The 11,592-nt window shown below is 70.5% G+C and carries 11 protein-coding genes and 1 tRNA gene; 5 read left to right on the top strand and 7 right to left on the bottom strand.

Annotated features, from left to right (window positions below):
- Positions 1–27 precede the first annotated feature (27 nt).
- A tRNA-Asp gene (locus OHT74_RS20820) sits at positions 28–101 on the top strand.
- Between the two features lie 545 nt (positions 102–646).
- Here the strand turns inward: OHT74_RS20820 and bldC are convergent.
- Positions 647–853: a developmental transcriptional regulator BldC gene (gene bldC, locus OHT74_RS20815; RefSeq protein ID WP_003949541.1), complete on the bottom strand. Its 207-nt coding sequence runs from the start codon at positions 851–853 to the stop codon at positions 647–649.
- A gap of 558 nt (positions 854–1,411) precedes the next feature.
- Positions 1,412–2,266, bottom strand: coding sequence for a hypothetical protein (locus OHT74_RS20810; protein WP_266665881.1), 855 nt, complete (start codon positions 2,264–2,266; stop codon positions 1,412–1,414).
- A gap of 193 nt (positions 2,267–2,459) precedes the next feature.
- On the opposite strand from OHT74_RS20810, the gene OHT74_RS20805 reads away from it, so the two are divergent.
- Together OHT74_RS20805 and OHT74_RS20800 are read left to right on the top strand one after the other, a co-directional pair.
- Complete coding sequence (locus tag OHT74_RS20805) at positions 2,460–3,587, top strand: Leu/Phe/Val dehydrogenase (RefSeq protein ID WP_266665880.1); 1,128 nt, start codon at positions 2,460–2,462, stop codon at positions 3,585–3,587.
- Positions 3,588–3,867: 280 nt separating this feature from the next.
- Entirely contained in the window at positions 3,868–4,134 is a 267-nt protein-coding gene (locus OHT74_RS20800; RefSeq protein ID WP_030292353.1) for a DUF3073 domain-containing protein, read from the top strand.
- 141 nt (positions 4,135–4,275) lie between these two features.
- Here the strand turns inward: OHT74_RS20800 and purM are convergent, their stop codons facing one another.
- Together purM and purF are read right to left on the bottom strand one after the other, a co-directional pair.
- A complete protein-coding gene (gene purM / locus OHT74_RS20795; protein WP_266665879.1) occupies positions 4,276–5,346 on the bottom strand; it encodes a phosphoribosylformylglycinamidine cyclo-ligase in 1,071 nt (356 codons plus the stop codon).
- 104 nt (positions 5,347–5,450) lie between these two features.
- Positions 5,451–6,968 carry an amidophosphoribosyltransferase gene (purF, locus tag OHT74_RS20790; protein ID WP_266665878.1) on the bottom strand — a complete coding sequence of 506 codons (1,518 nt, stop codon included), beginning with the start codon at positions 6,966–6,968 and terminating at the stop codon, positions 5,451–5,453.
- A 148-nt stretch (positions 6,969–7,116) separates the two neighbouring features.
- Between purF and OHT74_RS42155 the strand changes: the two genes are divergently transcribed.
- Both OHT74_RS42155 and OHT74_RS20785 read left to right on the top strand, forming a co-directional pair.
- On the top strand, positions 7,117–7,212 hold the full coding sequence (locus tag OHT74_RS42155; protein ID WP_350325720.1) for a putative leader peptide: 96 nt from the start codon (positions 7,117–7,119) through the stop codon (positions 7,210–7,212).
- A gap of 115 nt (positions 7,213–7,327) precedes the next feature.
- The gene (locus OHT74_RS20785; RefSeq protein WP_328621026.1) at positions 7,328–8,749 is read left to right on the top strand and encodes a sulfatase family protein; all 1,422 of its coding nucleotides are present in this window, start codon (positions 7,328–7,330) and stop codon (positions 8,747–8,749) included.
- Between the two features lie 52 nt (positions 8,750–8,801).
- Here OHT74_RS20785 and OHT74_RS20780 read toward each other — a convergent pair whose 3' ends face one another.
- Genes OHT74_RS20780 through OHT74_RS20770 form a run of 3 tightly spaced genes read right to left on the bottom strand, consistent with a single transcriptional unit; the run spans position 8,802 to position 11,582 of the window.
- Positions 8,802–9,608, bottom strand: a complete 807-nt coding sequence (locus OHT74_RS20780) for an META domain-containing protein (protein ID WP_328621025.1) — start codon at positions 9,606–9,608, stop codon at positions 8,802–8,804.
- A gap of 38 nt (positions 9,609–9,646) precedes the next feature.
- Entirely contained in the window at positions 9,647–10,429 is a 783-nt protein-coding gene (locus OHT74_RS20775) for a maleylpyruvate isomerase family mycothiol-dependent enzyme (protein WP_266665875.1), read from the bottom strand.
- The gene (locus tag OHT74_RS20770; protein WP_328621024.1) at positions 10,410–11,582 is read right to left on the bottom strand and encodes a hypothetical protein; all 1,173 of its coding nucleotides are present in this window, start codon (positions 11,580–11,582) and stop codon (positions 10,410–10,412) included. The genes OHT74_RS20775 and OHT74_RS20770 overlap by 20 nt, the downstream gene beginning before the upstream one ends.
- Positions 11,583–11,592: the final 10 nt, after the last annotated feature.

Here is an 11,592-nt window from a genome sequence, read left to right as displayed (position 1 = left end):
CGCAGCCGCCCAACGGCCGCAAATCAAGGACCTGTGGAGCAGTTGGTTAGCTCGCCACCCTGTCAAGGTGGAGGTCGCGGGTTCAAGTCCCGTCAGGTTCGCAACACCATCAGGGCCCGTATCCCCAGGGATACGGGCCCTGATGCGTTGTCCGCACTCTGCGCCCCACCCATCGCCCCACCCGCCGCCCCTCCGTGCTCCCTTGAGAGCCCTCAGCGGCCGCCCAGGGGCCCGTCGGAGAGTCCTGGGGGTCCACCCCGGACCCGTCGGGGCATCCGCCGCGAAAATCCCCCATCCGCATGAGGCGCTCTGCGACGCACGTCCCCTTACGGGTGCATTGCGGGTTGTACAAGAGTGACAGCCTGTGACGGGAGTCACCACATGAGTTTTTGAGACTCGCACATTTATCGCACCCATACGCGTGCTCGATTTAATATGTGCAATGGCACCCACCCCGCCGGCGCCCCGCACCAGCCCGATTCTCCCCGTCCCCGGACATAAAAAAGATCGCGCTGGACCCGGCGGAGTCCAGCGCGATCGAACGCCAAGAACCTGTTGGGGCAGGTCCGAGCGTTTGAAGCCATGTGGGTTTCATCGGATTGGGGGACCCGATTCAAGCCCGGTAAAACGGGGTGTTTGCGCGACCTCAGGCCTCGCTGCGCTGCTGCGGAATTCCCGCGAGCAGTGCGCGAACCTCGGCCTCGCGGTATCGGCGGTGTCCACCCAGGGTGCGGATGGACGTGAGCTTGCCAGCCTTGGCCCAGCGGGTGACCGTCTTCGGGTCCACGCGGAACATCGTGGCAACCTCAGCCGGGGTCAGCAGCGGCTCGGCATCAGGGGTGCGAGCGGTCATGAGCGGCCTCCTCGGGAGAACCGAACCATCTCGGTTCTTTCCTCTAAATTCTGCACCTTGGCCCGCGTTGCCCGAAATGGACATACGCGGGCCGAGTCGGTTATAGGACGAACGGCTTGTCCTCGGCACTACAACTACACCATCCGTCCAGCCTCGACGGCCAAACCGATGGAATTGCCCTCCGAGGTGTTCATCAGCGGCGGAAGCCGATGGACCATCCCATAACGGACAGTCACCCCACTGTGACGATCAGTCACAGAGCGATCAGGAGTCGTCAGGACCCCCCGTAGAGTGCAATGCCGAGCATTCCGCCCTTAGTTGGGCGGAAGGAACCCTCCCCGGACTCCTTGTCCTATTTTGGCACGAGGGTAGGGGAAGGGCGCAAGGGTGTAGTTAGTGCGGTCCGTCACGCTTGGGCCAATGGCCCGTATCGGGACGTAGGTCCTGGAAATAAGACCTGAATGTGGTGATCAAGCCTCCGATCAGCCACTTGTGGCTGATCGGCCGATACGCACGGTACGCGAAGCCCTCGCTGCCGCCCTCCACGGCCGCCGCCGGTCAGTTCGCGAACAGTCTTTCCCGGACCTCCCGCCAGCGCTCCGCCAGCTCCTCGTACGCCTCCGCGGCCCCGGCCTCGTCCCCGGCCCGCAGCGCCGCGATCCCCACCGCCACGTCCCGGGCCGAGCGGTCGGCGCGCAGCCGGTCCGCCGGCAGCGCGTGCACCAGGCCCCCGTAATCCAGCTCGACCATGGAGCGCGGGTGGAACTCCTCCAGCCAGCTGCCGACCTCCACCAGCCCGTCCGCGAGCCCCCCGTACCCGTCGGCCTCCCGCAGCGTCCGCAGTCCCCGCGCGAGCCGCCGCCGGGCCTGCACCATCGGCGTCCGGTAGCGCATCAGCTCGCCCGGCAGGTACTCCCGCTCGTCGTCGGCCACCAGCACGAACCAGCGCACCGGCACCTGCCACACCGCGGTACGGATCCAGGGGCGCGCATCCGGATTCCGCTCGCGCCAGCGCTCGTACTCCTCGGCCGCCCGCCGCCTCGCCACCGGCGGGAGCGCCGCGTCCAGCACCGGGAGCGGGAACTGCTCGACCAGCTCCTGGAGCGCCAGCCAGCCGCGCAGTCTGGTCCGCCACGGGCAGACCAGCAGCACCCCGTCCACCTCCGCCGTGAACGCGTCCGCGCTCTCGTGCGCCGGCACCCCGACCACCGGGACCCGGACCAAGTCGGACAGGGAGCGGCGCAGTTCGTCCTGGGCGGTCGGGACCACCCCGCGCCGGGCGTACGAGGCCCAGTGCGTGCGCTCCGGCTCCGCGAAAGCCGTCAGGGGCTCGTAGACGCGCAGGTAGGAGGCGTACGGGACGGTCGGCGCCGAGCGCGCCGAGGGCAGCCTGGGGTCGGGGGTTTCGCTCACGCTCTCGTACTCCCCCGGACCGCCCGGCGATACTCCGCCGGGCGTCCGTCGGACCTCCAGGGCCGGCCGCCCATACTCCGGGAGTGTTTCGATCTCTGGACAGGTCGACTGCATACGCCCTGCAGGTCTTACGCTGCTCCCAGCGCGCCCTCCCCCACCCGCAGGGCGGGCGTCATTCCGCCGCATCTCTTCCATGGGAGTCACCACCGTGACCGAAATGACCGACGGCGTCCTGCACACCCTGTTCCGTTCGGAACAGGGCGGCCACGAGCAAGTCGTGCTGTGCCAGGACCGAGCCTCCGGCCTGAAGGCCGTCATCGCGATCCACTCCACCGCCCTGGGCCCGGCCCTCGGCGGTACGCGCTTCCACGCGTACGCCTCCGACGAGGAGGCCGTCATGGACGCGCTGAACCTCTCGCGCGGCATGTCCTACAAGAACGCCATGGCCGGTCTCGACCTCGGCGGCGGCAAGGCCGTGATCATCGGGGACCCGGACATCCTGAAGTCCGAGGAACTGCTGCTGGCCTACGGCCGGTTCGTGGAGTCCCTCGGCGGCCGCTACGTGACGGCGTGCGACGTCGGCACGTACGTGGCGGACATGGACATCGTGGCCCGCGAGACCCGCTGGGCGACCGGCCGCTCCCCCGAGAACGGCGGCGCCGGCGACTCCTCGGTCCTCACCGCGTTCGGTGTCTTCCAGGGCATGCGGGCCAGCGCCCAGCACCTGTGGGGCGACCCGACGCTGCGCGGCCGCAAGGTCGCCGTGGCCGGCGTCGGCAAGGTCGGCCACTACCTGGTCGAGCACCTCCTGGAGGACGGCGCCGAGGTCGTGATCACGGACGTCCGCGAGGAGTCGGTGCGCCGGATCCTCGACAAGCACCCGCAGGTCACCGCCGTGGCCGACACCAACGCCCTGATCCGCACCGAGGGTCTGGACATCTACGCCCCCTGCGCACTCGGCGGGGCGCTGAACGACGAGTCGGTACCCGCCCTGACCGCCAAGGTCGTGTGCGGCGCCGCGAACAACCAGCTCGCCCACCCGGGTGTGGAGAAGGACCTCGCGGACCGCGGGATCCTCTACGCGCCCGACTACGTGGTGAACGCGGGCGGGGTCATCCAGGTCGCCGACGAGCTGCACGGCTTCGACTTCGACCGCTGCAAGGTCAAGGCCGCGAAGATCTTCGACACCACCCTGGCCATATTTGCTCGCGCGAAGACGGACGGGATCCCGCCGGCCGCGGCGGCCGACCGGATCGCCGAGCAGCGGATGGCGGACGCCCGCGCCGCGAAGGCTGCGAAGGGCTCGGCCCCGGCTCTGTAGGGACCTGACGTGCGCCCGCCGGGGTTGCGGCGAGACGGAACTCACTGCACTTCGGCGGGTCGCCCGCCAGGAAAGGGTTAAAATCGCAGCTGACCAGCGAGGACGGGGCGCCTCATTGGTCCTGCACCGGGGCACGTCATGCGGGCGGCGTACCGTATGGCCGCGGAAGCAGGTACCGTTAAAGCCCTACGGACGGTCTCTCCACGGAGAGCCCGCTCCGAACCATGAACGCGTGTCAGACTCTGGGGCCGTCGAGCCCCGTCACCGAGGGGGTCGAGCCATGGGGCGCGGCCGGGCCAAGGCCAAGCAGACAAAGGTCGCCCGCCAGCTGAAGTACAACAGCGGCGGGACTGACCTCTCGCGTCTGGCCAATGAGCTGGGCGCATCGCCGACGGAACCGCTGCTGCCTGTCAGCGAGCCGGTCGAAGTCGATGACGATCTGGACGACGACGACCCGTACGCCAAGTACGCGGATCTGTACAACAGCGATGATGACGACGACGAGGACGAAGAGTCCGGCCCGTCGGCACAGCGCCGCGGCGCTTGACGCTCTCACGCGTCTCTTTTGCGTCTGCACCATGCAGGTGGCGGCCAGTCAGTGACTGACCCCGGCTGAGCAACACAAGAACCCGGTCCAGGGCCTCGCCCCGGACCGGGTTTCAGTGTTGGCCGTCGCCGTCGCGGCTGTTCAGCTCGCGTACGCGCCGGTCAGGGTCGCACCCTCGGTGTGTGCACCGCGGTCGAGGATCTCTCCCGCGACCCAGGCGTCCACGCCGCGGTCGGCCAGCGCGGTCAGCGCCACGTCCACCGACTCCTGCGGGACCACGGCCATCATGCCGACGCCCATGTTCAGGGTCTTCTCCAGCTCCAGCTGCTCGACCTGCCCGGCCTTGCCGACCAGGTCGAAGATCGCGCCCGGGGCCCAGGTCGAACGGTCGACCGTGGCGTGCAGGTGATCCGGGATGACCCGGGCCAGGTTCGCCGCGAGACCGCCGCCGGTGATGTGCGAGTACGCGTGGACCTCGGCCGTACGGGTGAGGGCCATGCAGTCCAGCGAGTAGATCTTGGTCGGCTCCAGGAGCTCCTCGCCGAGGGTCCGGCCGAGCTCCTCGACGTGCTGCTCGAGCGACATCTTGGCGCGGTCGAAGAGGACGTGCCGGACGAGCGAGTACCCGTTCGAGTGAAGGCCGGAGGACGCCATGGCGATGACGGCGTCACCCGTACGGATGCGATCCGCGCCGAGCAGGCGGTCGTACTCGACGACACCGGTGCCGGCGCCCGCCACGTCGAAGTCGTCCGGGCCCAGCAGACCCGGGTGCTCGGCGGTCTCGCCGCCCACCAGGGCGCAGCCGGCGAGGACACAGCCCTCGGCGATGCCCTTGACGATCGCCGCGACACGCTCCGGGTGGACCTTGCCCACGCAGATGTAGTCGGTCATGAAGAGCGGCTCGGCGCCGCAGACGACGATGTCGTCCATGACCATCGCGACGAGGTCGTGGCCGATGGTGTCGTACACGCCCAGCTGGCGGGCGATGTCCACCTTCGTGCCGACCCCGTCGGTCGCGGAGGCCAGCAGCGGGCGCTCGTAGCGCTTGAGGGCGGAGGCGTCGAAGAGGCCGGCGAAACCGCCGAGGCCGCCGAGGACCTCGGGGCGCTGCGTCTTCTTCACCCACTCCTTCATCAGCTCGACGGCGCGGTCTCCCGCTTCGATGTCCACGCCTGCGGCTGCGTAGCTGGCACCGGTGGTCTTCTCTGTCATGACAGGGAGAGCTTTCGTGTCGTTACTGCTTGTGGTGCCGGGCCCTGGGAGAAGCTTGAAAGGCAGGGCCCGGCGCAGGTGGAGCAGGGTTGCGGGCCGCGGCGCTACGGGCGGCGGAGCGCGTCGGCGGCGTCCGTGCCGCCGGCCAGCTCGGACTCCAGGAGCTGCTTGCCCAGGAGCTGCGGGTCGGGCAGCTCCATGGGGTACTCGCCGTCGAAGCAGGCACGGCAGAGGTTCGGCTTCTGGATGGTGGTCGCCTCGACCATCGCGTCGAGCGAGATGTACGAGAGCGAGTCCGCGCCGAGCGACGTGGCGATCTCGTCGACCGTCATTCCGTTGGCGATCAGCTCGGCCCGGGTGGCGAAGTCGATGCCGAAGAAGCACGGCCACTTCACCGGCGGTGAGGAGATCCGGATGTGGACCTCCGCCGCGCCGGCCTCGCGGAGCATCTTGACCAGGGCGCGCTGGGTGTTGCCGCGGACGATCGAGTCGTCGACGACCACCAGGCGCTTGCCCCGGATGACTTCCTTGAGGGGATTGAGCTTCAGGCGGATGCCGAGCTGGCGGATCGTCTGCGAGGGCTGGATGAAGGTCCGGCCCACGTAGGCGTTCTTGACCAGGCCGGAGCCGTACGGGATCCCGCTGGCCTCGGCGTATCCGACGGCGGCGGGCGTGCCCGATTCCGGCGTCGGTATCACCAGGTCGGCGTCGACCGGGGCTTCCTTGGCCAGGCGCCGGCCCATCTCGACACGCGAGAGGTAGACGTTCCGGCCGGCGATGTCGGTGTCCGGGCGCGCCAGGTAGACGTACTCGAAGACACAGCCCTTGGGCTTTGCTTCCGCGAAGCGGGAGGTGCGCAGGCCGTTCTCGTCGATCGCGATGAGCTCGCCCGGCTCGACCTCGCGGACGAAGCTGGCGCCGCAGATGTCGAGGGCGGCGGTCTCACTCGCGACCACCCAGCCGCGCTCCAGGCGGCCGAGGACCAGCGGGCGGATGCCCTGCGGGTCACGGGCGGTGTAGAGGGTTCCCTCGTCCATGAACACGAGCGAGAACGCACCCTTGACCTTCGGGAGGACCTTGGTGGCCGACTCCTCGATCGTCAGGGGCTTGCCGTCGTCGTCCGTCTGGCCGGCCAGCAGGGCGGTGACCAGGTCGGTGTCATTGGTGGCCGCCACCTGGGTGGCACGGCCGTCCTGACGGGGGAGGTCGGCGACCATCTCGGCAAGCTCGGCGGTGTTCACCAGGTTGCCGTTGTGACCCAGGGCAATGGAGCCGTGGGCGGTCGCACGGAAAGTGGGCTGAGCGTTCTCCCAGACGGAGGCTCCGGTGGTCGAGTAGCGGGCGTGACCGACCGCGATATGACCCTGGAGCGAGCCGAGAGAGGTTTCGTCGAAGACCTGGGAGACTAGGCCCATGTCCTTGAAGACGAGGATCTGGGAACCGTTGCTCACAGCGATTCCCGCGGACTCTTGTCCACGGTGCTGTAGCGCATACAGTCCGAAGTAGGTGAGCTTGGCGACCTCTTCACCCGGAGCCCAGACACCGAAGACGCCGCAAGCGTCCTGGGGGCCCTTTTCGCCGGGGAGCAGGTCGTGGTTGAGTCGTCCATCACCACGAGGCACGCTTCCGAGTGTAGGCGAGATCGACCACTGGTCCGAATTGGGGACGCCCGGGAAATGTCACAGCACAGAGGGTGACCGGACGGCTCCGTCTCGGCATTCGGATCACCTTGTTGACATCTACGAGGGCATTCGTACAGGCTCTCGGCCCATGCAGCCTCTCGGTGACCGTTCCGTCACCCTCGTCGAGCGCCGCCACGTAGACCTGGTCCGTGTCGCGAGCGCCATCTGTCGCTGTTCCGCGTAGCCGCAACTCTCCTTTTCCTTTTCTTTTTTCCGCTCCGGCCGCCCCTGCCCCGCCGTGCCGCGCGCCGTCCTGCGCGCCCGCCTGGCCGGGTGGCCGAGCCTGCCCTGGAGTACTTGTGTCTTCGTACGACAACAACCTGTCCCGGCGTGCCTTCGGCAGCGCCGTCGGCGTGACCGCGGCCGCTGCGGCCGTGGGGCTGGGCGCCGCCCCGGCCCAGGCGGCTCAGGCGGCCGCCGGGCCGCAGGAGCGGGAGTTCCGCGCCGCCCGCGGCCGGCATTCCCGGCGGCCCAACATCCTGTTCATCCTGGGCGACGACCTCGGCTGGGCCGACCTGTCCTCGTACGGCTCCCCGCACATCAAGACCCCGAACCTGGACCGGCTGGCCCGCCAGGGCGTCCGCTTCACCGATGCCTATTCCGGCTCCGCCACCTGCTCACCGACGCGGTTCAGCCTGTACACGGGCCGCTACCCGGGCCGTGTGGAGGGCGGGCTCGCCGAGCCCATCGCCGACAAGAGCGTCGGCCTGGAGCCCACCCACCCGACGCTGGCCTCGCTGCTGCGCGACGCGGGTTACGCGACCGCGCTGATCGGCAAATGGCACTGCGGCTACCTGCCCGACCACAGTCCGACCAAGTCGGGCTGGGACGAGTTCTTCGGCAACTTCGGCGGGGCCCTGGAGTACTACTCCAAGCTGGGCCTCGGCGGCGAGTACGACCTCTACGAAGGCGACGCCACCTACAAGGACCTGCGCTACTACACGCGGATCATCACCGAGCGGGCCGCCGAGTACGTCTCCCGCGACCACGGCGGCAGGCCGTGGCTGCTCAACCTCAACTTCACCACCCCGCACTGGCCGTGGATCGCCGACGGGGACACCGAGGCGAGCGCCGAGGTCGAGCGCCGGATCAAGGCGGGCGACGCCCGGGCGCTGTGGCACCAGGACGGCGGCTCCGTCGAGAAGTACCGGCAGATGGTCGAGGACCTGGACCGCTCGGTCGGCGAGGTGCTGAGGGCGCTCGAGCGCTCGGGGCAGGCGAACGACACCCTGATCGTCTTCTCCAGCGACAACGGCGGCGAGCGGTTCTCGTACAACTGGCCGCTCTCCGGCAACAAGGCCTCCCTCCAGGAGGGCGGGATCCGGGTGCCGAACATCGTGCGCTGGCCGGCCCGGATCGACGGCGGCCAGGTCAGCCGGGTCCCGGTCTTCACCCCCGACTGGACGGCGACCCTGCTGGAACTGGCCGGTACCCGGCCGCACCCGGCCTACCTGCCGGACGGGGCCAGCCTGGCCGGGTACCTGCTGCGCGGCGAGAGGATCGCCGAGCGGAACCTGTTCTGGCGGGTGCGCGGCGAGCGGGCCCTGCGGCGGGGGGACTGGAAGTACTACCGCGGCAAGACGGGCAAGGACCAGCTGTTCAACCTGGCCGGGGACATCCGCGAACAGGCCGACAAGGCGGCCCTGGAGCCGGCCCGGCTCGCGGAGCTGCGCGCGGCCTGGGAGAAGACGGACGCAGGTCTGCTGCCCTACCCGGCCTGACGTCCCGGGCGGCGGGTGCGGCGGGTCGTTCCGCTCGTTCCGCTCATTCCGCTCATTCCGCGGCCGAGGCAGCCGTCGCGGTCAGGCCCTTGCCGTCGGGCGCGGTGAGGGTGAGGGTCCGGCCCTCGATGTTCCAGGTGAGCGGGGAGGCGGCGAAGAGCTCGGTCAGCGTCCGCTCGACCTCGCCGACCGGGCCCTCGCAGGCCATCCGGGTCGTGGTCAGCGGCCCAAAGGTGAGCTGGGCGCCGTCGCCGGTGGCCTGGGCGCTGAACCGGTTGCAGCCGAGGCTGCCGCTCGCGGCGAGGTCGGCGGTCAGCAGGAACCGTGCCTTGCCCGCGGCCTCGGCGGGCAGCGGGGACACGCTGTCGCCGCTGATCAGGGACTCGACGGTCCACTCGGTGGCCGTGAGGGGGGCATCCGGGACCGGGGGCTTCGTGCTCATCGCGATCGTGCTCCCGTCAGCGGTCTTCAGCGTGAGCCGGTCGGGCCCCCGGTCGATGCTCAGCCGGCCCTTGAAGAGTTTGGCGAACTCCTTCTCGAACTCGCTGTTCGCGCAGGACGTGAGGGTCGTGGGGCCGGGGGTGACCGTCACCGCGGAGGTGCCGGCGAAGGCGACCGCCGCCTTGAAGCCGTTGCAGCCGTAGTTGCCCGTGGCCTCCTTCTCCGCGAGGTCCAGGCGGGCGCTGTCGGGCGCGTGCAGGGTGCGGCCGCCGGTGGTCAGGGACTCGACGGCCCAGGAACCCTTGGGGTCCGGAAGCACGCGGGTCCCGCCCTCCCCGCCCTGGCTGCAGGCGGTGAGGACGAGCGCGAGGGCCGATGCGACGGCCAGGCCGGTGGGGACGTTCCGATGGGTACCCATGGTCCTGGGACGGGCGGGTCCGGCGGGCGGTTCCACCCTCACCGCATCACCGGCAGCAGCGCCGCCAGGTCGGCCCGCTCTCCGCTGGCCCTGACCTGCGCGCCCTCGACCGCCGCGGCCCAGTCCGTACGCCCGGTGGCCAGCCGGATCCAGGTCAGCGGGTCCGTCTCGACCACGTTCGGCGGGGTGCCGCGGGTGTGGCGGGGCCCTTCGATGCACTGGACCACCGCGAACGGCGGGATCCGTACCTCCACCGAGGCGCCCGGGGCCCTGAGCGCGAGGGCGTCGGCGAGCAGCCGGGTGCAGGCGGCCAGGGCCTGCCGCTCGATCGGGATGTCCACCCCGGCGGCCCGGGCCAGGTCGTCGGTGTGGACGACCAGTTCCACGGTCCGGGTGACGAGGAAGTCGGCCAGGGTCATGTCCCCGACCCACAGGTCGAGCACCCGGCTGCCGGGGTTCGCGGCCAGCGCCTCGGCCATGCGGGCGCCGGCCCGCTCGTACAGCTCGGGCAGCGAGGCGCCCTCGAGGGTCTCCTTGGCCGCCTCGGCGATCTTCCCGGCGAGGGAAGCGGTGACGGAGGGCCATTCGACGGCCGTCAGTTCCGGTACGGCGGCCGGGGGCCGGGCCAGTCCGCTCGCGAGCGAGTCCGCGATCCACGCGATGTGCGCGGCGAGATCGGCGACGGTCCAGTCGCCGAGGCCGCTGGGCCGCGCGAGCTGCTCGTCGTCCAACCCCCGTACGGCGTCGGCCACATGCCCGAACTGCGCGGTGACTGCCGTACGGACCCTGGCGGCGTCGTACTTACGGATCTTGGGTGCCATGGGGGGAGTCTGCCCGATCGGTCGCCGCCGCCGCAGCCGGCTTCCACGGCTTCAGACGGTGGAGGCGGACCGGCAGCAGCGCGGCGGCGGTGAGCTCTGAGGCGATCGTGCTGCTGCCGGACAGTTCGGCGTGGACGCCGTACTCGAGCAGCACCTCGGCTCCCTCGCAGGGCACGCCGTACAGGATCGCCTCGTAGGGCTCACGGGTGTCGTCGATGCCGTGGTGCTCGGCGCGCAGCCGGCTCTCCGGCCCACCCAGCAGGATCCGGCCGCCCCGGAACCGGACGCGGTGGGTGTCCTCGAACCGGTTGCGGAAGCCGATCAGGGGCGGGGCCGTGGTCGTCCGGGCGTCCGCGACCAGCCAGGTGTACCCGGAGGCCCGACGGCGGACACCGACGCGCAGCACCGGCTGCGGTCCGTCGTGCAGCCGCCGGCTGGCGCGCCGTGCGGTGAGGCCGCGCCCGAGCAGCGGGGGCCCGGGGATGAGCAGCAGCAGGGACAGCATCTGCTGGTTGACGGCGTCGTACGGGGCCGCTGCGCTCGCCCCGAGGTCCGCCACGAGGGCCCAGGCCAGGGAGGCGACGCCGGTGCAGGTGAGCAGCCCGCCGAAGAGGATCGGCCACCGGCCCCGGTGGCGGTGGCCGTCCGGGAGGTGCGCCGGGATCGGGCTGCGGGCGTCCCCGGCCGCTTCGAGGAACAGGGCGCGCTGCCGGCGCCGGGAGCGCAGGCGCAGCACGGCCCCGGTGAACGTCCAGGCGCAGACGGCGATGACCAGCCAGCATCCGGCCCGGCCGGCGCCGGTGACGGGGGGCGGTCCGTACAACCGGACTGCCATGTCCAGGGCGATCACGGGAGCGGACACGGCGGTGGCGGCCGGCAGGTAGCGGTACCAGGCGGGGAGCGCGAGGAACAGGATCGCGGAGTGGTAGCCGACCCAGTCGGTGCCGGACGACGCAGCGGTCTCCGGATCGTCGGAGCCGACCAGGGAGAACCCGTAGAAGACCAGCGGCACCAGGAGCCAGCACACGACGGTGGGTGCGAAGACCAGGGGGACGCGTGCGTCACGCCAGCGCCGGGCCGCGTCGACCGTCCAGGGCCGGGCGCCACCTTGGGGCAGGGCCGCGTCGGGCAGGTTCTTGACCATGTCGTTCACGGCGCCAGTA

The organism is Streptomyces sp. NBC_00354 (assembly GCF_036106915.1).
GTDB lineage: Bacteria > Actinomycetota > Actinomycetes > Streptomycetales > Streptomycetaceae > Streptomyces.
Note: the sequence above shows the minus strand (reverse complement) of the source record. Positions and strands in the feature narration are given on the sequence as shown.

What these genes read in the sequence shown, in the direction of transcription:
- OHT74_RS20800 (WP_030292353.1), top strand. Translation starts at nt 3,868, where the DNA reads ATGGGGCGCGGCCGGGCCAAGGCCAAGCAGACAAAGGTCGCCCGCCAG.
- OHT74_RS20805 (WP_266665880.1), top strand. Translation starts at nt 2,460, where the DNA reads ATGGGAGTCACCACCGTGACCGAAATGACCGACGGCGTCCTGCACACC.
- bldC (WP_003949541.1), bottom strand. Translation starts at nt 853, where the DNA reads ATGACCGCTCGCACCCCTGATGCCGAGCCGCTGCTGACCCCGGCTGAG.
- OHT74_RS20775 (WP_266665875.1), bottom strand. Translation starts at nt 10,429, where the DNA reads ATGGCACCCAAGATCCGTAAGTACGACGCCGCCAGGGTCCGTACGGCA.
- OHT74_RS20780 (WP_328621025.1), bottom strand. Translation starts at nt 9,608, where the DNA reads ATGGGTACCCATCGGAACGTCCCCACCGGCCTGGCCGTCGCATCGGCC.
- OHT74_RS42155 (WP_350325720.1), top strand. Translation starts at nt 7,117, where the DNA reads ATGCAGCCTCTCGGTGACCGTTCCGTCACCCTCGTCGAGCGCCGCCAC.
- purM (WP_266665879.1), bottom strand. Translation starts at nt 5,346, where the DNA reads ATGACAGAGAAGACCACCGGTGCCAGCTACGCAGCCGCAGGCGTGGAC.